Consider the following 20,347-nt stretch of genomic DNA (forward strand, 5'->3'; position numbering starts at 1 on the left):
ATAACAGTATCTACGGGACTGTAGGCCCGGTAAGCGCAGCGCCACCGGGCAATAAACCGCACTAATGTTTCACACGAATCGGTGCCGTCGCCTCCACCAGCCACGGACGCGCGTCGCTCTCCACCAGCGGTGACAGCGCTTCGCACACCTGCTGATGATACTCATCCAGCCACTGCTTTTCCTGCTCGTTTAACAGATTGAGTTCGACCTGGCTGAGGTCGATTGGGATCAGCGTCAGCGAAGCAAATTTGCAGAATCCTGGAGAGCTTTCCACAATCTCCACCTGATTTTCAATGCGGATCCCATGGCTATCCGCCAAATAGTATCCCGGCTCGATAGTCATAATATTGCCCGCCACCAGCGGCCATGGGTTGACCTTTTTAGCGATGCGATGCGGGTTCTCATGGATAAGCAACTGATGACCCACGCCATGGCCCGTTCCGTGATCGAAATCCAGCCCCATCTCCCACAGCGGCCGACGCGCGAAGGCATCCAGCTGATGCCCCTGGGTGCCGGACGGGAACTGCAGGGTAATCAGCGACAGAAAGCCTTTCAGCACGGCGGTATAGTGTAATCGCTGCTGTGGGCTGACCTTGCCCCACGCCAGGGTACGCGTGGCGTCAGTGGTACCATTATGGTACTGACCACCAGAATCATTCAGATAAAAGTGGTCATGGCCGATGGGTTTGTTGCTGGCTTCGCTTGAGTGGTAGTGGCACATCGCCGCATTGCTGGATGAGGCCGAAATGGTCGCAAAACTTTGCTCAATAAAGCCAGGCTGCTGCTCGCGAAACACGAGTTGCTGTGCTTGGGCCTCCAGCTCGGTCAGCGGCTGGCCTGCTGCCGCACGTGCGGGCACTTCACGGCTCAGCCAGGCCAGGAAATTGACCCACGCGGCACCGTCCTGATGATGACACTTCCGGTAACCCGCCAGTTCTACCGGATTTTTATTGGCCTTCATCAGCGTGATGGGGTCGGTGCGCCAGAGAATGTCACCGTGTGGCTCAATGGCAAAACGCAGAGCCACCGGCGCTGAATCGGCATCTACCATCACCCGTTTACCGTGAGAAAGGCGCTGGCAGCGTTCAATAAAGGCATCCTGCGGCGCAATGGTGAAAGCGTTTCGCACGCTATCAGGCAGGTTGCTTAGCTTATTGTCGTTAACGAACCACTCAACGCTACCGTCCCGACTGAGCAGGGCAAAAGAGAGCGGAACCGGGCTGGTGGGAATATCTGAACCGCGCACGTTAAGCAGCCAGGCGATGTTATCCGGCAGGGTCACGGCCAGGTAATCGGCATTGTTCGCGGCCAGCACGGCGGCAACGCGCTGACGTTTATCGGCGCTGCTTTCACCACTGATTTCAACGGGCATCTCGCGGATAAGCCCCGCCGGAGCGGCAGGGCGATCGGTCCATAACGTATCAAACGGTGACTGGTTAAGCGGCACCATTTCACACTGTGTCGCAGATAGCGTCTCATAATCGGCATTGGTCATCAGCAGCGCTTCAAAACCAATACGGGTGCCAGCTTCAACGTTGGCCGTCAGCCATTGTGCCAGCGGCTCGTTGTGCAGATGATGGATCTCTACTTCATCCATATTGACCTGCACGCGGGCCTGAACCTGATAGCGGCCATCGACAAAAAGCAGGGCTTTGTCTTTTAGCACCAGAGCCAGCCCCGCCGAGCCATCAAAGCCGGTCAGCCAGGCCAGTTTTTCATCATACGGCGCGCAGTATTCGCTCTGCCAGGCATCTGCGCGCGGGACGATCATCCCGTCGAGCTTATTTTCCTGTAGCCACTGACGCAGGGCCGATAACGGTGATGGGGTGTGCATTATTTTTCCTTATTGTTATCAGCGGAATGGCGGTTCGTTAAAGGTACGCAGCTTGCGTGAGTGCAGCCGGTCACCTTCTGCCCGCAGCAAATCAATGGCGCGAATGCCAATTTGCAGGTGTTCGGAGATAGCCCCTTCGTAGAACCGGTTTGCCTGTCCCGGAAGCTTGATTTCACCGTGCAGCGGTTTATCGGAAACGCACAGCAGCGTACCGTAAGGCACACGGAAGCGATAACCCTGAGCGGCAATGGTGGCGCTTTCCATGTCAATCGCCACCGCGCGGCTCAGGTTGAAGCGCAGGGCAGAGGCGGAATAACGCAGCTCCCAGTTACGGTCATCTGTCGTGACTACCGTGCCGGTACGCAGACGCTGTTTGACCTCTTCACCCGGCATGCCGCTCACCTCTTTGGTGGCGTCGTACAGCGCGCGCTGCACTTCGGCAATGCTTGGGATCGGGATGTCCGGCGGGAGCACGGCGTCAAGCACGTGGTCATCACGCAGGTAGGCGTGGGCCAGCACGTAGTCGCCAATCAGCTGGCTTTCACGCAGCCCACCGCAATGACCAATCATCAGCCAGACGTCCGGGCGCAGCACCGCCAGATGGTCGCAGATGGTCTTGGCGTTTGACGGACCCACACCGATGTTGATAAGCGTAATGCCCTGGCCGTCGGCGGTGATCAGGTGCCAGGCTGGCATCTGGTGCTTCTTCCACGCCAGATCGGAGATAGCCTGCTCAGGCGCTTCGGTTTCAGCGGTGATCCAGATCCCGCCGGCGCAGGAGAGGGCGATATAAGGGCTCTCCGGGTCAAGGATCTGGCTACAGCCCCAGCGGACAAATTCGTCGACATAGCGGGTGTAGTTGGTAAATAGCACGAACGGCTGGAAATGCTCGGCTGGCGTCCCGGTGTAGTGACGCAGGCGCGCCAGGGAGAAATCCACCCGGCGGGCGTCAAAATGTGACAAGGGGGAAAACTCTGCCGGGTGATAAATGCCGTCGGCGGTCTCATCGCCAATCTGCGACAGCTCGGTCGTCGGAAAATGGCGCGTCAGCCCTGCGCTCATGGAGCGATCGAGCGTTAACGCCGAACCGTCAATCACGTACGGATAGGGGATTTCATGCTGTGATGGCTCAACGGCAATGTGTGCGCCGTAGTCCTGATAGAGCAGAGTGAGTTGTTCCTCAAGGTAAGGACGGAACAACGCAGGGCGGGTCACGGTGGTGCTGTAGCAGCCGGAGTGGGTAAAACGCGCGTAGGCACGGGTCTTTGGCGTGGTGCTGGCGCTGCCGTCCCAGGTGACAGAGAGCGATGGATAAACAAAAAGGCCCTGGGTTCTGGCCTTTTCGTCGGGAAGTTTCCCTGTTTCGATGTACTCACTGATGGCGCTGCGCAGCGCATTGACGGACTGTTCGTACAGCGCGTCGAGTTTTTCCAGTGCCTGAGCCGGGGTCAGGCTGGAGCCCTTATTATTCATGTCTGTCTCCTTGTTCCACAGGTGTGCTGCTATATCCGATAGTATGTCACACGCCTGTGAAACAAAAGGGAGATCAGGGATGGTGTATCTCTTTCATCACCAGCGCCGTGGCGGCCGACAGCAGGCAGCCTGCCAGCAGGTAGATCGCGACGCTGTGCCAGTTTCCGCCGGAGAACGTCACCAGCGCGGCGGCAATAAACGGCGTAAATCCGCCGCCCACGACGCTCGCCACCTGGTATCCCACGCCCGCCCCGCTGTAGCGGTAGCTTGCGCCGAACAGTTCGGTAAACATCGGTTGCTGCACGCAGACCACCATGTCGTGGGCAATGTTGGCGAGCATAATGGCAAAGAAGACTATCCAGAAGACCGACTGTGCCTCCAGCGCCATAAAGAACGGCCAGGCGCTGAGGGAGCCAATCAGCGCACCGGTAATATAGACGCGGCGGCGGCCAAACCGATCCGCAAGCCAGGCGAAGCAGGGGATTGTCAGACAGCTGATCCCGCCCACCAGCAGACCGATATTCAGGAACAGCTCACGGGGGAGGCCGAGGTTCTGCGTGGAATAGTTCAGGGCAAACGCGGTGACGATATACATCGTCAGCAGCTCGCACAGGCGCAGGGCGATAATTTTCAGAAAAGCGCCAGGATGACGAATGAGCGCTTCCATCACCGGCAGCCGTTTTCTGGCAACGGGGTTTTCCCGCTGCTGTTCAAACTCGGCGGACTCTTCCATTCCGTTACGGATCCACAGCGCGGCGATAACCAGCACGATGCTGAAGATGAAGGGAATGCGCCAGCCCCAGCTCAGAAACTGCTCATCGGTCGTGAAGTGGCTGATAAGCGACACCAGCCCGGTGGAGAGCAACAGACCCACGCCGTACCCAACCTGCACGCCGCTGCTGTAGAACGCTTTCTTATTTTTCGGTGCGCTTTCGACCGATAACAGCGCCGCGCCGCCCCATTCGCCGCCCACGGCAAAGCCCTGAATGGCGCGCAGGGTGACCAGCAGTACCGGAGCCCACCAGCCAATCGTGGCAAACGACGGCAAAATACCGATCAGCGCAGTGGCGATCCCCATCATCCAGACGGTGAGCATCAGCATACGTTTGCGGCCAAGGCGGTCGCCAAAGTGGCCGAAGATCACCCCGCCCAGCGGGCGGAACAGAAACCCGACGCCAAAGGTGGCAAACGCGGCGAGCGTGCCCATGGCCGGGCTAATTTGCGGAAAGAATTCGCGGTTAAACACCAGAGCGGCGGTGATGCCGTAGAGCAAAAAATCATACCAGTCCACGACGGCCCCGGCGAAGCTGCCAAAGGCAGCGCGGCGGGCACGGTTAAGGCAAGGTGTCCCCTCGCCGGGACGTGTGGAGATGAGGGTGGAGTCCATAGTTGTCCTGTCTGCACTGATTTTTTATTTATTGGTATAAGAAAAGGTTACTCACATAGCCGCCGCGTTATTGGCGGAAGGTATGAGACTACCGCGACAGGGGACATGAGAAAACGTTTTTATCCTTCCTGAGAGTGCTGAATAAAAAAATTTCATCTGCACGGGCCGCAATATAAATCGGTCTGTTTGGCACCGGTTCGTGCTGAATGGTTTAAAGTATTAGAGATACTGTGTGACTTAAGCTGAGGAAATATCTATGCAACGCCTCTTTCCAGCACTTTGGATGGCACTGTTTGTATTTATTTTCCCGCTTCATGCGGAACCCGGCGTTTATGGTGAGCAGCGTATCAGCCGCTGGTGGAATGCGCTGACGGAGGATATTTCCCAGACCTGGCATCAACCAGAGCGATACGATCTTTACCTTCCGTTTCTGAGCTGGCACGCCCGTTTTATGTACGACAAAGAAAAAACCGACAATTATAACGAAATGCCGTGGGGCGGGGGACTGGGCGTGTCCCGCTATAACGAAGAGGGCAACTGGAGCGCGCTCTTCGCCATGATGTTCAAAGATTCGCACAATGAATGGCAACCCGCGATGGGCTACGGCTGGGAGAAGGGCTGGTACCTGGATAATGCCCAGGACTTCCGGCTTGGGCTCGGTGCCGCAGCGGGCATCACGGCGCGCGATGATTTTGCTAACTATGTGCCCCTGCCGTTTATCTTCCCGCTGTTCTCTGCGGGGTATAAGCGCGTTACCGTCCAGTTCACCTATATTCCTGGAACCTATAACAACGGTAACGTGCTCTTTGCCTGGCTGCGTCTCGGCTTTTAAAGGGTGATCACCTTTTTTGCCACGGTGTTAGACAGTATCAGCATGGAAAACAGTACTGAGGTGATGAAAGTGAGGACGATTAGCGTCAGCTTCATGCCGAGAGACGTCACCGGTATCAGCGCCGTCAGCAGGTGAAACACCGAGTAGTGAACAATGTACACGCCGGTCATCGTTTTGCTGATGGCGGCCAGGACCGACTCTTTAAACTCAGCATTGCGGCGAAAGCGCACGCCATTCGCCGCAATCACCAGCGCAATAATCAGAATGTAGATTTGCGAACCTGTAAGAATAAAGGCGTTTCTGTCGGCCTTGAACAGGGCAAAAAAGAAGTGGCGCTCGTAAAACCAGGTGAAGAGATAAATAAACGGGATGGCGATTACCGCCGTCCTGACCACATTCTTGCGGCTAATCCACCCGGAGATGTTGGGATCGCAGAAAAGCTGCCCCGTCAGGTAAAACAGTAACCACGTCCACAGGCGGTACTGGGGCGAAAGGGAAAGGAGGTGGACGTCGGGATAGAGCGCTGAAAGTAAATCATACCCGTAGGAGAAGAGCAGCAGACAGGCAATTACGCCGCAGAACAACGCGCGCCGCTGGCTAAGCCACTCCACCACCGGGTGGAAGCTGTAAATAACCACAAACGCAAACACGAACCACGGCTGAATTAAATACCCGCGTTGATACGGCTCCCACAGGTAATAGATCGTTATCCAGAACAGAAAGACAATCACCAGGCTTTTAATTTTGCCCAGTTGCCAGCGGGTGCCGTGCCGGGACTGGCCGTCGAGGTAGCCCGCGACCACAAAAAACAGCGGCGTGGCGATGGTCGAGATAAAGGTTAAAAACCCCAGGATCCAGTGATAGTCATAATCATAATGATCCCACGTATTGTAGATGGTGAAAAAGGTTACCGCCGTCATACAGCCCAGCGTCTTGATAATGTTCAGGCCTGTCGCATTCATTGTTGTTCCGCTTTGTCCTTACGATGGAAGCACGCGTAAATTACGGGAAGTACCAGCAGCGTCAGGATTGTAGCAAACCCCAGTCCAAACATAATCACAACGGCCATGCTCTGGAAGAAAACGTCCAGCAGCAGCGGTGCCAGGCCCAGTACGGTGGTAAATGCGGTGAGCAGAATGGGGCGCAGGCGCGAGGTGGCAGCATAAACAATCGCCTCGTGCTGACCTTTATGCGCTTTCTGCTGCTCGATCTCTTCCACCAGCACAATGCCGTTGCGGATCAGCATCCCGCTCAGGCTCAGCAGGCCAATCAGCGCCATAAAGCCGAACGGAATACCAGTGATCAAGAATCCCGGCGTGACGCCAATCAGCGCCAGCGGCACGGTCAGCCAGATGGCAACGGCGTTTTTCACCGAGCTGAACATCAAAACGGTGATGACAAACATCACCAGGAACCCGATCGGCAGCGTGGTAAAGATCCCCTGTTGTGCTTCGCTGGAGTTTTCCGCATCGCCTCCCCACTCAATGCTGTAGCCGTGGGGCAGGGCGAGGGCGTCAATGCGCGGCTTCACCCGGGCGAGAATATCGCCTGACGTTTGCTGGCTAAGCGGATCGGGGTCGGTCTGAACGGTCAGCACCCGCGAGCGGTCGCGTCGCAAAATAAGCGGATCTTCCCATTCCAGCGAGAAGCGACTGACGACATTACTCAGCGGGATATACTGCTGCCGGGTCTGACTCCATACCAGCACGTTGTTCAGGTGATTCGCGTCCAGCCGTTCGCGTTCCGGCGGGCGTACCACGACCGGAAGCAGGTCACTGCCTTCCCGATATAATCCCGCCCGGCTGCCGGAGAAATTCATCTCCAGCGCGTTGTCGACGTCCTGCTTATCCACGCCAAGCTCGCGTCCCAGTGCGGCGACGTACTGCGGACGGAGCACCTTGCTGCGGTTTTGCCAGTCGTTTCTCACGCTTGCCGTGGCCGGGTCGCGCGCCAGGATCTCGTCCACCTGGCTGGCAATCAGACGCAACCTGTCAGGATCGGGGCCCTTGATGCGCACCTCAATGGCGCTGTCGCCAGAGGGACCAAACATTACCCGTTTGGTGCTGGCGTTTACCTGCGGATAGTTTCGCGCAATGTACTCATCGACGTGGCGCGTCAATGCGGAGATGTTGCGCTGGTCATCCATTCTTACCATGATTTGGGCATAGTTGCTGTACTGCCGCTGTCCGCTGTAGGTCAGAATAAACCGCATGCTGCCCTGACCGATGGTTGAGACGGTGGTTTCCACGCCGGGCTGGCCGTTGATGGTTTTCTCGATATCGCCGGTCATTTTCTCGGTCCATTTAATATCGGTGCCGTAGGGTAGCCAGAGGTCGACAAAGAAAATGGGCGTATTTGACGACGGGAAGAAGTTTTGCCGCACGGCACCAAAACCCCAGACTGACGCTGCCAGCAGCGCAGCCATCACGATGAGCGTCGGCGCTTTCCGGTGCAGCAGCGCGTTAAGCAGGCGCCGGTAAAGTCGATAGAGGCGTTTGTCGTAAGGGTCTGTCTCGTCACTTTTTTCCGGCGCGCTGTCGTTTTTAAACAACCACCATGTGATCAGCACCGGCGTGATGGTGAGCGCTGAGAACCAGCTCAGCATCAGGGAAATCAGCAGTACCTGGAACAGGGATTTACAGTATTCCCCGGTAGAGTCCTGGGACAGCCCGATAGGCGCAAACGCGAGGATGGCGATCACCGTCGCCCCCAGCAGCGGCAGGGCGGAACGACGGATGATGTAGTTAATGGCGGTTAACAGCGGGGAACCTTGCTGACGCGCAATCAGCACCCCTTCAACGATCACGATGGCATTATCCACCAGCATACTGAGGGCGATAATCAGCGCGCCGAGCGAGATGCGCTGCAGCTCAATACCCCACAGATACATGATGAGCAGCGTGCCCAGCACGTTAAGTGCGAGGGAAAACGCGATGATGATCCCGCTGCGGACACCCATAAAGATCAGCAGCACGCCGATAACAATCGCCAGCGCCATCAGGAAGTTAATGATAAAACCATTTACAGAGTGCCCCACTTCGGCGGCCTGATCGTAGAACAGGTCGATGTGTATCCCTGCCGGTTTTTCCGCTGACATCTGGTTGAGCTTTGCCTCCAGCGCGTGTCCCACGTCGATCACGTTCACGCCGGGAATAAACGAGACGCCCATGGTGACGGCTTTCCTGCCGTTGGCATGATAGATACTGGCGGGCGATTCGTTCAGCCCGCGCGACAGCGTGGCGATATCCCGCAGACGGGTCGCCGCCCCGGTGCCGGAAGGGGTAATGATGAGATCCGCCAGTTCATCAAGGTTTTCGAACTCACCGGTTGGATGCAGACGAATGGATTCCGTTCCCGAGGTGATTTCTCCGGCGCTGGAAACGACGTTAAGTCTGCTGAGCAGGGCGGAAAGCTGGTTCAGCGTGATGCCGCGGGCCGCCATTTTGGTCAGGGATATATCGATATTGACCTGCTGGCTGATGGCCCCGCCGATGGCAACCTTACCGATGCCGGGGACCAGAATCAGTTCGCGCCGCAACTGCTCGGCATATCTCACCAGTTCAGGATTGCTGAATTCATCCCCGGAAATCGCGAAGAAAAAGCCGAACACATCGCCAAAATCATCATTCACGAATGGCGTCACGACGCCGGGCGGGAACTGGCGCGAAGCATCGCCCACGCGACGGCGCAGTTCGTCCCAGATCTGCGGCAGTTCGTTCGAATGATAACGTGAGGCGATGTTCACGGTGATTTGCGACAGGCCGTTGGAAGAGATGGAGCTCACGTTGTCCAGATAGGGCAACTGCTGAAGGGCATTCTCCAGCGGTAGCGTGACCTCCTCTTCAACCTGCTGAGCGGAGGCGCCGGGATAGTGGGTGATCACCACCGCGGTTTTTATGGTAAAGGCGGGATCTTCCAGCCTGCCAATGTTCAGCAGGGCGAAAATGCCGCCCACGCCCAGCAGCAGGATCGTCAGCCAGACGCGAATGGGATTATTGATAAACTGGCGAGAGATATCCATTACAGTCCCCGTTCACGCGTCCAGATACGTACCGGCTGATTAGCATGAAGTTCACCCACACCAGCTGCCACGACACGCTCGCCTGCTTTAAGCCCACGGGTGATTATCACGCCCTCAGTGGTTACTTGCCCCACGCTGACCTGGCGGTCTTCAAGATGGAGCGCATCGCCTTCTCCCGCCACGACCCAGACGTGCGGCTCATTGCGCGGGCTGTTATTCGGGTTAAAGACCGCCTCAACCGGTACAACCAGCGCCTGAGGGCCCGCACCGGCCGGGAGGTTGGTTAAATTGATGGTAACCGTACCGCTTACGCCTCCCACCACGGGAAAATCATCCGGGCGCGGCATGGTGAGTATCACCTGCCAGGTCAGGGTGTTACTGTCACTACTGCCTGAATGCTCTTTGTAGACAGCGGTAAACTCCCGATCCGGGAAGGCGTTAATTCTTACCACGGGACGATATTGCGCGTTACGGATATCAAAGGTCTTAAACAGGTTCTCAGGAAGACTAAACACCACGTCCAGCAGGTCGGTGCGGGTCAGGGTCGCAATGGGCTGACCGGCCGATACCACCTGATGCTTTCGCACATGCACGCTGGCCACTGTTCCGCTAAAGGGGGCGACGAGCGTCATCTGATTCAGCTCTTCACGGGCAATCTGCAGCGCCGCATTCGCCGAATCGCGGTTCGCGCGCTGTATGTCCATTTCTGCTTTCGAGATAGCCTGGCGGCCTGCCAGCGTCTGGAAGCGATCGAACTGCCGCTGGGCCAGCGTCGCCGCCGTTTGTCTGTCGTTAACCCGCTGCTGCGCTTCACGGGCGTTTAATCTGGCTAGCTGTTGCCCCTGCTTGATGGTTGCGCCCTGGCGTATATCCAGTGCTTCGATTTGACCCGCGCGCTTGAAGGAGAGGTCGGTTGCATCACCCGATTCAATGCGGGCGGGGAAAACGCGCTGCTGGGCGTGGCCGGGAACCGTCACCTCCGCCACTTTTACCATTCTGGGCAGGGGGGAGGCTTGCTTCGGTTTCGGGTCGCACGCCGTAAGCGTTAACAAAACGAACGGTAAAAGAGAGAGGTAGCGGTTCACTGTATTCCCCTAATAAATAACTGTTTTATTTATTCCGTAAGAAGGGCAGGGGGTGACACTATTCTGCCAGAACAGTGACGACCATATAGGTAAATAGGCCAATTGCCGTGCTGGCAATAATGGCAAGCGCGATAAACAAACCTAGACGAAAAAGGCTTAAACCGTACATTCATTCCTCCATGAGCCGTAAGCAGCGTCTTTCAATGAGCATAGTTGGAGAAAAGATAAATGTTAAATAACCATTATCAGTGGGGGCACGTTAATCCTGATATTCCTGTGCTACGTTTAATATCATTCATCTCTTTTCCCTGTAACGGGCATTAAGAGCAAGTCCCTGCATTTAATGCTTTTTTTGCTCCAGCCACAATCATATTAGTTACAAAAAGGATGCACGATATGTATAAAAACATTCTGGTTCCGGTGGATGTCTACGAGACAAGTCTGGCAGACAAAGCGCTAGAGCACGCTCATTTTCTGGCGCAAAGCGCATCGGGTGACATTCATTTGCTGCACGTCATGCCCAAATTTTCAGCCGAACTGACGCGTGGTTTTATTTCAGATGCGCGCAAAATGGATGAATATATGATTAATAATTCGAAAGAAAAGCTGTCTGCCCTGGTCAAAAAACTGAATCTGCCTGAGGAACATGTTCATCTTCATGTTCGGAGTGGGAATGTACGTGATGAAGTTATTAAGCTGGCAGATGAACTTGCCGCTGGGGCAATTATTGTCGGCTCCCGCAACCCCAATATTCAAACCCATTTGTTAGGGTCAGAGGCGGCAAGTATTGTTCGTTATGCACATGTTCCTGTTTTCGTTATTCGTTAATAGCATGAAAGCAAAGTGATTTCTGAAAAGAACCTGAGGAAGGAACGATGAAAACAGGAAAATCTGATCGTCCGTATTATCAACAAACTGTTGACGACACCCTGGCTAATGTCGACTCCACTGCGGAGGGACTGAGCAGCACTGAGGCATCCGCCCGACTCCAGCAGTATGGTGAGAATGCGTTACCGCAGAAAAAGGGTAAACCCGCGTGGCTGAATTTCCTGGCCCATTTTAACGATGTACTGATTTACGTGCTGTTGGTAGCAGCGTTACTCAAGCTCATTATGGGGCATTGGGTCGACATGTTTGTGATCCTCGGCGTGGCCGTTATTAATGCGTTGATTGGCCATATTCAGGAGAGCAATGCTGAAAAATCGCTGCAAAGTATTCGCAATATGCTCTCCAGCGAAGCCGTGGTGATTCGACAGGGCAATCATGAAACGATCCCTACTACAGCGCTGGTTCCGGGCGACATTGTGGTGATCCGCGCCGGGGATCGTATCCCCGCGGATCTGCGCGTGATCGAAGCGCATAACCTTCGCGTGGAGGAGGCCATCCTGACCGGTGAATCCACCGTAGTTGAGAAAAACAGCGATGCGTTAACCGGAGAACTCCCTTTAGGTGACCGGTATAACTTGCTCTATTCAGGCACCACCGTCAGTTCCGGCGGTGGCAAAGGGGTAGTCGTGGCGACCGGTGGCGAGACAGAGCTTGGCCATATTAATCAGATGATGTCCGACATTGAAAAGCATCGTACGCCGCTGATGGTACAAATGGATAAGCTCGGAAAGACCATCTTCATCACCATCCTGGTGATGATGGTGGCGCTTTTTGTCTTTAGTTTGCTTTTCCGTGATATGGCGGTTTCCGAGTTGGTGCTGTCGCTTATCAGCCTTGCTGTTGCGGCGGTACCGGAAGGCCTGCCGGCCATCATTTCCATCATTCTCTCGCTTGGCGTACAGGCTATGGCGCGTCGCAAGGCCATTATTCGTAAGCTGCCGACGGTGGAAACGCTGGGCGCGATGACGGTTATCTGCTCGGATAAAACCGGTACCCTGACCATGAATGAAATGACGGTCAAAGCATTGATTACCGCTGACACCACCTATCGCGTGGAGGGGGACAGTTACGAGCCGGTGGGTAATATTCATCCCGTTGACGACCCAACACCCGTCAGCGTCATGCAGGGCTCCCTGCTGGAACGCTATCTGCGTACCATTGACCTCTGCAATGACAGTCAATTGATCAAAGACGAGCAGGGACTGTGGAAAATCACAGGTGGACCGACAGAGGGCGCGCTGAAGGTGCTGGCGGCGAAAATCCCGCTCCCGCCGCTTAACACCGAAATGCGCAGTAAAATCCCCTTTGATTCGCAATATAAATACATGTCTACACTCTATCGCCTGGGCGATGAGGAGGTGATCCTCATCACCGGTGCGCCGGACGTCCTTTTCCGCCTGTGCCAGTTCCAGCAGACCAACACCGGGTTGCAGCCTTTTGATCAGTCTTACTGGGAAGGCAAAATTGAAGAGTATGCCCGGGAGGGGTTGCGTATGGTGGCCGCTGCCTGGAAGCCTGCCGTCAGCGGGCAACGCGAACTGGATCACTCAGACTTGCAGGAGGGCGTCATTCTGCTCGGAATTGCCGGTATGATGGATCCACCGCGTCCCGAGGCGATAACCGCCATTGCCGACTGCCTGCAGGCCGGTATTCGCGTGAAGATGATCACCGGGGATCACCCGCAAACGGCGATGAGCATTGGCCAAATGCTGGGTATAGGTAATGCGGCAAGCGCCATTACGGGTCGTGAGCTTGAGGCTATGGATGACCGGCAGCTGAGCGAGGCTGCTCAACAATACGATATCTTTGCCCGAACCAGCCCGGAAGATAAATTCCGTCTGGTACAAGCCCTGCAAAGCAAGCAGGAGGTGGTGGGGATGACCGGAGACGGCGTGAACGATGCCCCTGCGCTCAAGCGCGCGGATGTGGGTATTGCGATGGGGATTAAGGGCACTGAAGTCACCAAGGAGGCCGCTGACATGGTGCTCACGGATGACAACTTTGCCACCATTGCCAGGGCCGTAAACGAAGGGCGTCGCGTTTATGATAATCTGAAAAAGACCATTCTGTTCATTATTCCCAGCAACATCGCCCAGGCATTGCTCATCATCATCGCTCTGTTGGCAGGGAATCTGATCCCATTAACGCCTGTGCTGATCCTGTGGATGAACATGGCGACATCGGCAACGCTCTCCTTTGGGCTGGCGTTTGAGGCAGGTGAAAAGGACATTATGAACCGTCCGCCGCGTAAACCAAATTTGCATGTGATGGACGGCTTTGCCATCTGGCGAGTGGTCTTCGTTGGCCTGATGATTGCCATCAGTGCCTTTGTGCTGGAAGCCTGGTTACAGCCGCGTGGTTATTCACCGGAGTTTATCCGTACAGTGTTGCTGCAAATGCTGGTGACGGCGCAGTGGTTCTATATGCTTAACTGCCGCGTGGCGGACGGTTTTTCCCTGAGCAAAGGCTTACTGGCAAATAAAGGTATTTGGGTGGTGAGCGGTGTATTACTGGTGCTACAGTTGCTTATTATCTACGCGCCTTTCATGCAGACGCTGTTCGGTACCGAAGCACTGCCGTTCCGCTACTGGGTCATCACGTTCCTGATTGGCTTTGCGATGTTCCTGATTGTCGAAGTGGAAAAACCGCTAACGCGCAGGTGGCGTAAAACGGTGGCGTAATCGCATTAACTCAAACAGCCTGCCTGACGGCAGGCTTGAACACAGGACATTATGATTCGATTCGCCTCGTTCGTTCTTACGCTTTGCGCCGTTGTTCCGGGGGCGTTTGCCGTAACCTATCCATTACCCTCTGATGGTGGCCGTCTGGTGGGGGAACCCATAACTGTTACCGTTCCACAGGGGAACACCTTGCCGCTCGAAGCGTTTGCCGCGCAGCACGGGCAGGGGCTGAGCAACATGCTGGAGGCAAACCCCGGTGTTGATCCGTTTTTACCGCAATCCGGTACCCGACTGGTGGTACCTCAACAGCTCATTCTTCCCGATACGGTGCGCAAAGGCATTGTGGTGAACGTGGCGGAAATGCGCCTTTACTATTATCCGCCAGGCAGCAATACCGTTGAGGTGTTTCCCATTGGTATTGGCCAGGCCGGGCGCGAAACGCCACGCAACTGGGTGACAGCCGTCGAGCGCAAGCAGGAAGGACCAACCTGGTCGCCCACGCCAAACACCCGGCGTGAATATGCAAAAGAGGGGAAAACGTTGCCCGCATTCGTGCCCGCCGGGCCGGATAACCCGATGGGGTTGTATGCGCTCTATATTGGCAGGCTTTATGCCATTCACGGTACCAACTCGAATTTCGGCATCGGCCTGCGCGTCAGTCAGGGCTGCATTCGTCTGCGTAATAACGATATCAAATACCTTTTCGACAATGTGTCGCCAGGCACGCGCGTGCAGCTTATCGATCAGCCTGTAAAAGTGACGACGGAGCCGGACGGCAGCCGCTGGGTGGAAGTGCACGAACCGCTGTCGCGTAACCGGGCAGAATTTGAATCAACCAATAAAGTGCCGTTGCCGATTACCCCCGCGTTGCGGGCACAGCTAATAAACGAGGGGGCGGGCGCTGAGCTGGAACGTCGATCCGGGATGCCGGTTAAGCTTGGCATGTGACGCTACTTTTTGCCGGGTGGCGGCTTCGCCTTACCCGGCCTACTCGTCCGTAGGCCCGGTAAGCGCAGCGCCACCGGGCAGTTTTTACCTGCTGCACAAAAGCAAAAAGCCTGCTTTAAAAGCAGGCTTTTCAAATTTGGCTCCTCTGACTGGACTCGAACCAGTGACATACGGATTAACAGTCCGCCGTTCTACCGACTGAACTACAGAGGAATCGTGTGAACGGGGCGCATAGTAACGACCTGCGTACGCCTTGTCAAAGGGTGAAACCACGCTTTGCGTCTGTTTGCTGACAATTTCAGCAAAGTGGCGATTTTGCCAACGTAATGCACCGTTGTGGTGCGGATATACCTCTTATGGGGCAGATCATAAACCGCTGTTTCAGTAATAAATCCGGCGTCTATGATTAGGTTTCCTTATTTTCAGGCGCTTAGCGAACAAATCTGACCTGCTGGTAAAACTGGCATTCATATTGCAAAACCTGTTCAACAACAACAGCCAGTACCGGCACAGCATTTCGAACAGGGGGCAAAATGAACTTAAGACGACTGAAATACTTCGTAAAAATCGTCGATATCGGCAGCCTGACTCAAGCGGCGGAAGTGCTGCATATCGCGCAGCCTGCGCTGAGCCAGCAGGTGGCTACTCTGGAAGGCGAAATGGATCAGCAGTTGTTGATCCGCACCAAACGCGGCGTAACTCCAACGGAAGCAGGCAAGATCCTGTATACCCACGCGCGCACCATTCTTCGTCAGTGCGAACAGGCGCAGCTGGCGGTAAATAATGTTGGCCAGACGCTGAGCGGACACGTTTCCATCGGGCTGGCTCCGGGGACCGCAGCGTCCTCCATCACCATGCCACTGCTGCAGGCGGTGCGCGCTGAGCTGCCGGAAGTGCTGGTCTATCTGCACGAGAACAGCGGCTCTGTCCTGAATGACAAGCTGCTCAATGGCCAGCTGGATATGGCGGTGCTTTACGATCGCTCTCCGGTTGCGGGGATCACCAGCCAGCCGCTGCTGAAAGAAGATCTGTATCTCGTGGGCACCCGCGATTGTCCGGGGCAGAGCGTTGATCTCACTGCGGTTGCAGAGATGAATCTTTTCCTGCCGCGTGCGCGTGATTACAGCGCCGTGCGCGTACGCGTGGACGAAGCGTTTTCCCTGCGCCGCCTGACGGCGAAAATCATCGGTGAAATTGACTCCATCTCCACGCTGACTGCGGCGATTGCCAGCGGGATGGGCGTCACGGTGCTGCCGGAATCCGCCGCGCGCTCGCTCTGCAGCGCAGCAAATGGCTGGATGGCACGCATCACCACGCCTTCGATGAGCCTGCCGCTGTCGCTGAACATGTCCGCCCGCGGCTCGCTGTCGCCACAGGCGCAGGCGGTGAAAGAAATTTTGATGTCGCTGGTCAGTAAGCCATCGCTGGAGAATCGAGAACTGCAGCTCGTGAGTTAATATTCCATAAAAGCATAAGATGCTGGTTTTTATTATTTGTTCTGCAGCTCAGCTGACTCTAACAATAGAGCTATGTCAGATGCGCCGGAGTGAATCGTGAATTTCCAGCAACTTAAAATTATCCGTGAGGCGGCCAGGCGGGACTATAACCTGACCGAAGTCGCCAATATGCTTTACACCTCCCAGTCGGGTGTCAGCCGCCATATTCGCGAGCTGGAAGAGGAGCTTGGCATTGAGATTTTTATCCGTCGCGGCAAGCGCCTGCTTGGGATGACGGAGCCAGGTAAAGCATTGCTGACCATCGCTGAGCGGATCCTCAACGAGGCCAGCAATGTTCGTCGCCTGGCGGATCTCTTTACCAATGACGCCTCCGGCGTGCTCACCATCGCCACTACCCATACTCAGGCACGTTACAGCCTGCCGCCGGTGATAAAAGCGTTTCGTGAAATTTTCCCTGAGGTTCGCCTGGAGCTTATTCAGGGCACGCCACAGGAAATTGAAATGCTGCTGCAAAACGGTGGGGCGGATATTGGTATCGCCAGTGAACGCCTGAGCAACGACCCGCTGCTGGTGGCCTTTCCCTGGTTCCGCTGGTACCACAGCCTGTTGCTCCCGCTCGATCATCCGTTGAATCAGGTTTCACCCCTAACGCTGGAAGCGATCGCGAAATGGCCGCTGATTACGTATCGCCAGGGTATTACCGGGCGTTCGCGCATCGATGAAGCATTCAACCGCAAAGGGTTAACGCCGGATGTGGTGCTGAGCGCACAGGATTCCGATGTGATCAAAACCTACGTTGAGTTGGGGCTGGGCATTGGCCTGGTCGCGGAACAGTCCGGCGGCGAGGGCGATACCGGGAACCTCGTGCGTCTGGATACACGTCATCTGTTCGATGCCAATACCGTATGGCTCGGCCTCAAGCGCGGACAACTCCAGCGCAACTATGTGTGGCGTTTTATCGAACTCTGTAACGCCGGGCTGTCCGTTGACGAAATCAAACGCCAGGTGATGGAGCCGGAAGAAGTGGCGATTGATTATCAGATTTAGGTGCTGGCTTGCCCGGTAGCGCTGCGCTGACAACGTGTGGGATCATCGATTGAATAAACGTCCAGACCACCGTACTGGCTAGTGACATCGACGTTAACAGAGGCAAGCCAGAGGTGGCCCATTTCGTCGAATGGCTGGATGAGAAAGTGGCGGCCTGGCGGCCGTTAACGTAGTCCTGAACTCTTTTTTACGATACTGCTCGCAATGCGGTGAGCACCTGATTGGGGATTCACCGAAATACTCCTGCACGTCTTCAGCTTTCGCGTAACAACACAAGAATAACGCTCATTCTCTCAGGATAATCGCTGCTATAGCTTTACAGCTATATAGTTTGTGATCTATATTTTATGGAGGGAGTGTGTGGACAATTAACACGACGGACAGGTTCGATTGCTGGTTTCGTTCACTTGACGATACTGATCGGGCCAGCGTGCTGGCAGCACTGCTTGTTTTGCGAGAAAAGGGGCCTGCTTTGTCGAGGCCCTATGCCGATACGCTTAAAGGCTCTCGTCACAGCAACATGAAAGAGCTGCGCATTCAGAGTAAGAGCGATCCGTTGCGGGCATTTTTCGCGTTTGACCCAAACCGTACCGGCATTGTGCTCTGTGCCGGCAATAAGGTCGGCAACGAAAGACGCTTTTACGATGAAATGCTTCTGGTGGCCGACCGGGAATTCACTCACTGGTTGAATACATTAAAAGAAAGGACGTTACGCGATGGGCAGAAACCTTGAGCAGCTTATAGCGGATGAAAAATCGGATGTTGTTGCCAGCGCTCAGGCAATGGCTGCCGACATTTTGCTTAATATCCATCTGGCAGAGCTACGTGAAAAGGTGCAAAAAACGCAGGTTGAAATGGCGCAGGCGCTGGGCATCCGACAGCCCACCGTCGCGGTCATGGAAAAGCCCGGGCGCGATCTGAAACTCTCTTCACTCAAGCGCTACGTTGAGGCTGCGGGTGGAAAGCTTACGCTTGACGTTGAGTTACCGGATGGTTCGCATTATGAGTTTGTGCTGTAGGGCACAAAAGCAAAAAGCCTGCTTGAAAAGCAGGCTTTTCAAATTTAGCTCCTCTGACCGGGATCGCCTTAGCCAGTAACTAGCGAATAAACAAGCTAAATCAGAATTCCCTTTCGGTTGGCGTTGGTGACATGCTGCTGCATCAATTCAACGATCCAGTCAATAAAAACGCGCAGTCTGGCATTGACATGGCGGTTCGGCGGAAACGCCAGGTACAGGGGCATTGGAGCAATACGCCAGTGTTCAAAAAGCGGAATCAGGGCACCACGAGCCTGATGCGCTGCCGCCATATAGACTGGCAGCGCGATCACGCCTAATCCCGCTAACCCGGCTTCGAGGTAAGCATTGCCATCATCCACGGCCAGTACATAGCTGCCCGTGATTTCAATACGTTCATTCTCACTGCGCAGTACCAGAGGATCAATCTTACCGGTGCGTGAGGACAAGAACCCTACTCTGCGATGGTCGGTGTTTTCCAGTTCTCGCGGGTGCGAAGGGGGGCCAAGGCGTTCCAGATAACTGGGGGCGGCGTAGACGCCGATTTGCAAATCTCCGACATGGCGTGCAATCAGGGACTGATCGGTGATCTCGCCGCCGCGTAGCACGCAATCCACGTTGTCGCCAATCAGGTCCACCACCCGGTCGCTCACGCCCATGTCGAACTGAATGTCAGGGTAGCGTGCATGGAAAGCCGGTAGCGCCGGCACCAGGATGAGGCGGGCCAGCGGACTGGGCACATCCACCCGTAGCCGTCCCCTGGGCGTAATTGCCGCACTGGACAGGCTGTTTTCAGCATCTTCCATGTCCGCCAGCAGGCGGATGACGCGTTCGTAGTAGACCGCGCCATCTGGAGTGACGCTGAGCTTGCGGGTGGTGCGATGGAGCAATCTGACGCGCAGGCGCGCTTCCAGCTGCTGAATAAGCTGCGTCACCGTGGTTTTGCTCATATGAAGCGTTTGGGCAGCCTTTGTGAAGCTACCTGCCTCTACCACGCGAGCAAAGGCGCGCATCGCATCGAAACGATCCATTCCTTATCCTCTCTTTTCACCGATTGTTTGGATATTACAAACAATGATGGACAAAGTCGCTTGTTTATCCGCCCGATCCTGCACCTGTAAAGTGTCTTTAAGTTCATTGGGCAGATTTCGCCCCATTGCAAAGGTGTAAATATGACAGCACGCGAAGCAGTTTTTCCCTCAGGACGCCAGGCGCTCTATGAGCGCAATCGCTATTCACCGGCCATCAAATCTAACGGTTTCCTGTTTGTTTCGGGGCAGGTGGGTAGCCGTGAGGATGGTTCGCCTGAGCCCGATCTAAAAGCGCAGGTCAGGCTGGCATTCAATAATCTTAATGCTGTCCTCGCGGCTGCAGGCTGCACGTTCGATGACGTAGTTGACGTTACCCTTTTTGTCGTCGATCCCGAGTCAAACCTCGACGCTATCTGGAGTATCCTGCCTGAATATTGGGGAGAAGCACCTTACCCAACGTTGACCGGGATCGGCGTGACGTGGCTGTACGGATTCCAGTTTGAGATTAAGGTGATTGCCAGGCTGCCCTGAGCGTTAGGGACTTTCCGCCAGTCGAAAATCAAGACAGAGGAAAAATGATGAAAGCAGGGGATTATTGCCCGGTGGCGCTGCGCTTACCGGGCCTACAGTCCCGTAGATACTGTTAT

16 protein-coding genes and 1 tRNA gene are annotated in these 20,347 nt (G+C 55.4%); 9 read left to right on the forward strand and 8 right to left on the reverse strand.

Annotated features, from left to right (window positions below; all coding sequences use genetic code 11):
* Positions 1–61: 61 nt before the first annotated feature.
* From HX884_RS20005 to shiA, 3 genes are all read right to left on the reverse strand, one after another.
* Positions 62–1,834: an aminopeptidase P family protein gene (locus HX884_RS20005; protein ID WP_178328683.1), complete on the reverse strand. Its 1,773-nt coding sequence runs from the start codon at positions 1,832–1,834 to the stop codon at positions 62–64.
* Positions 1,835–1,852: 18 nt separating this feature from the next.
* Positions 1,853–3,307: an AMP nucleosidase gene (locus HX884_RS20010; protein ID WP_013097832.1), complete on the reverse strand. Its 1,455-nt coding sequence runs from the start codon at positions 3,305–3,307 to the stop codon at positions 1,853–1,855.
* A 73-nt stretch (positions 3,308–3,380) separates the two neighbouring features.
* Positions 3,381–4,694 (reverse strand): shikimate transporter, encoded by a 1,314-nt coding sequence (gene shiA / locus HX884_RS20015; protein WP_040024042.1) that lies wholly within the window; start codon positions 4,692–4,694, stop codon positions 3,381–3,383.
* 256 nt (positions 4,695–4,950) lie between these two features.
* Between shiA and pagP the strand changes: the two genes are divergently transcribed.
* Positions 4,951–5,526, forward strand: a complete 576-nt coding sequence (gene pagP / locus HX884_RS20020; RefSeq protein ID WP_014832580.1) for a lipid IV(A) palmitoyltransferase PagP — start codon at positions 4,951–4,953, stop codon at positions 5,524–5,526.
* On the opposite strand, the gene HX884_RS20025 is transcribed toward pagP, so the two are convergent.
* From HX884_RS20025 to HX884_RS20035, 3 genes are read right to left on the reverse strand one after another with little or no spacing between them, the layout of a single operon-like run.
* Positions 5,523–6,488 (reverse strand): acyltransferase, encoded by a 966-nt coding sequence (locus HX884_RS20025; protein ID WP_058681729.1) that lies wholly within the window; start codon positions 6,486–6,488, stop codon positions 5,523–5,525. The genes pagP and HX884_RS20025 overlap by 4 nt on opposite strands.
* Positions 6,485–9,547: an efflux RND transporter permease subunit gene (locus HX884_RS20030; RefSeq protein WP_178328684.1), complete on the reverse strand. Its 3,063-nt coding sequence runs from the start codon at positions 9,545–9,547 to the stop codon at positions 6,485–6,487. The genes HX884_RS20025 and HX884_RS20030 overlap by 4 nt, the downstream gene beginning before the upstream one ends.
* Positions 9,547–10,632, reverse strand: coding sequence for an efflux RND transporter periplasmic adaptor subunit (locus tag HX884_RS20035; RefSeq protein WP_167816754.1), 1,086 nt, complete (start codon positions 10,630–10,632; stop codon positions 9,547–9,549). The genes HX884_RS20030 and HX884_RS20035 overlap by 1 nt, the downstream gene beginning before the upstream one ends.
* Before the next feature lie 396 nt (positions 10,633–11,028).
* Between HX884_RS20035 and HX884_RS20040 the strand changes: the two genes are divergently transcribed.
* From HX884_RS20040 to ldtA, 3 genes are read left to right on the forward strand one after another with little or no spacing between them, the layout of a single operon-like run.
* Positions 11,029–11,460 (forward strand): universal stress protein, encoded by a 432-nt coding sequence (locus tag HX884_RS20040; protein WP_046888382.1) that lies wholly within the window; start codon positions 11,029–11,031, stop codon positions 11,458–11,460.
* 47 nt (positions 11,461–11,507) lie between these two features.
* On the forward strand, positions 11,508–14,201 hold the full coding sequence (locus tag HX884_RS20045) for a cation-transporting P-type ATPase (protein WP_178328685.1): 2,694 nt from the start codon (positions 11,508–11,510) through the stop codon (positions 14,199–14,201).
* A 51-nt stretch (positions 14,202–14,252) separates the two neighbouring features.
* Positions 14,253–15,149 carry a L,D-transpeptidase gene (gene ldtA, locus HX884_RS20050; RefSeq protein WP_167816756.1) on the forward strand — a complete coding sequence of 299 codons (897 nt, stop codon included), beginning with the start codon at positions 14,253–14,255 and terminating at the stop codon, positions 15,147–15,149.
* 137 nt (positions 15,150–15,286) lie between these two features.
* Here the strand turns inward: ldtA and HX884_RS20055 are convergent.
* Positions 15,287–15,362 (reverse strand) — tRNA-Asn (locus tag HX884_RS20055).
* A gap of 320 nt (positions 15,363–15,682) precedes the next feature.
* Here HX884_RS20055 and nac point away from each other — a divergent pair.
* The 4 genes from nac to HX884_RS20075 all read left to right on the forward strand — a co-directional run bounded on the left by nac (position 15,683) and on the right by HX884_RS20075 (position 18,672).
* Positions 15,683–16,606 carry a nitrogen assimilation transcriptional regulator NAC gene (gene nac / locus HX884_RS20060; RefSeq protein ID WP_178328686.1) on the forward strand — a complete coding sequence of 308 codons (924 nt, stop codon included), beginning with the start codon at positions 15,683–15,685 and terminating at the stop codon, positions 16,604–16,606.
* Between the two features lie 96 nt (positions 16,607–16,702).
* Entirely contained in the window at positions 16,703–17,653 is a 951-nt protein-coding gene (gene cbl / locus HX884_RS20065) for an HTH-type transcriptional regulator Cbl (RefSeq protein ID WP_047024643.1), read from the forward strand.
* 358 nt (positions 17,654–18,011) lie between these two features.
* On the forward strand, positions 18,012–18,386 hold the full coding sequence (locus HX884_RS20070) for a type II toxin-antitoxin system RelE/ParE family toxin (protein WP_167816757.1): 375 nt from the start codon (positions 18,012–18,014) through the stop codon (positions 18,384–18,386).
* Positions 18,370–18,672, forward strand: coding sequence for an XRE family transcriptional regulator (locus HX884_RS20075; protein WP_014832568.1), 303 nt, complete (start codon positions 18,370–18,372; stop codon positions 18,670–18,672). Before HX884_RS20070 ends, HX884_RS20075 begins: the two co-directional genes overlap by 17 nt.
* Before the next feature lie 95 nt (positions 18,673–18,767).
* Here HX884_RS20075 and HX884_RS20080 read toward each other — a convergent pair whose 3' ends face one another.
* Positions 18,768–19,700, reverse strand: a complete 933-nt coding sequence (locus HX884_RS20080) for a LysR family transcriptional regulator (protein ID WP_058681724.1) — start codon at positions 19,698–19,700, stop codon at positions 18,768–18,770.
* Positions 19,701–19,841: 141 nt separating this feature from the next.
* Here HX884_RS20080 and HX884_RS20085 point away from each other — a divergent pair, with 141 nt between their 5' ends.
* Positions 19,842–20,231, forward strand: coding sequence for a RidA family protein (locus HX884_RS20085; protein ID WP_013097827.1), 390 nt, complete (start codon positions 19,842–19,844; stop codon positions 20,229–20,231).
* The last annotated feature ends 116 nt before the right edge of the window (positions 20,232–20,347 follow it).

The sequence above is a fragment of the Enterobacter sp. SECR19-1250 genome, assembly GCF_013391025.1.
In the GTDB taxonomy this organism is placed as follows: domain Bacteria; phylum Pseudomonadota; class Gammaproteobacteria; order Enterobacterales; family Enterobacteriaceae; genus Enterobacter; species Enterobacter cloacae.

Coding starts and splice junctions, on each gene's coding strand:
- HX884_RS20025 (WP_058681729.1), bottom strand. CDS start 6,488: ATGAATGCGACAGGCCTGAACATTATCAAGACGCTGGGCTGTATGACG.
- shiA (WP_040024042.1), bottom strand. CDS start 4,694: ATGGACTCCACCCTCATCTCCACACGTCCCGGCGAGGGGACACCTTGC.
- pagP (WP_014832580.1), top strand. CDS start 4,951: ATGCAACGCCTCTTTCCAGCACTTTGGATGGCACTGTTTGTATTTATT.
- HX884_RS20030 (WP_178328684.1), bottom strand. CDS start 9,547: ATGGATATCTCTCGCCAGTTTATCAATAATCCCATTCGCGTCTGGCTG.
- HX884_RS20085 (WP_013097827.1), top strand. CDS start 19,842: ATGACAGCACGCGAAGCAGTTTTTCCCTCAGGACGCCAGGCGCTCTAT.
- nac (WP_178328686.1), top strand. CDS start 15,683: ATGAACTTAAGACGACTGAAATACTTCGTAAAAATCGTCGATATCGGC.
- HX884_RS20010 (WP_013097832.1), bottom strand. CDS start 3,307: ATGAATAATAAGGGCTCCAGCCTGACCCCGGCTCAGGCACTGGAAAAA.
- HX884_RS20075 (WP_014832568.1), top strand. CDS start 18,370: ATGGGCAGAAACCTTGAGCAGCTTATAGCGGATGAAAAATCGGATGTT.
- HX884_RS20005 (WP_178328683.1), bottom strand. CDS start 1,834: ATGCACACCCCATCACCGTTATCGGCCCTGCGTCAGTGGCTACAGGAA.
- HX884_RS20040 (WP_046888382.1), top strand. CDS start 11,029: ATGTATAAAAACATTCTGGTTCCGGTGGATGTCTACGAGACAAGTCTG.
- HX884_RS20045 (WP_178328685.1), top strand. CDS start 11,508: ATGAAAACAGGAAAATCTGATCGTCCGTATTATCAACAAACTGTTGAC.
- ldtA (WP_167816756.1), top strand. CDS start 14,253: ATGATTCGATTCGCCTCGTTCGTTCTTACGCTTTGCGCCGTTGTTCCG.
- HX884_RS20080 (WP_058681724.1), bottom strand. CDS start 19,700: ATGGATCGTTTCGATGCGATGCGCGCCTTTGCTCGCGTGGTAGAGGCA.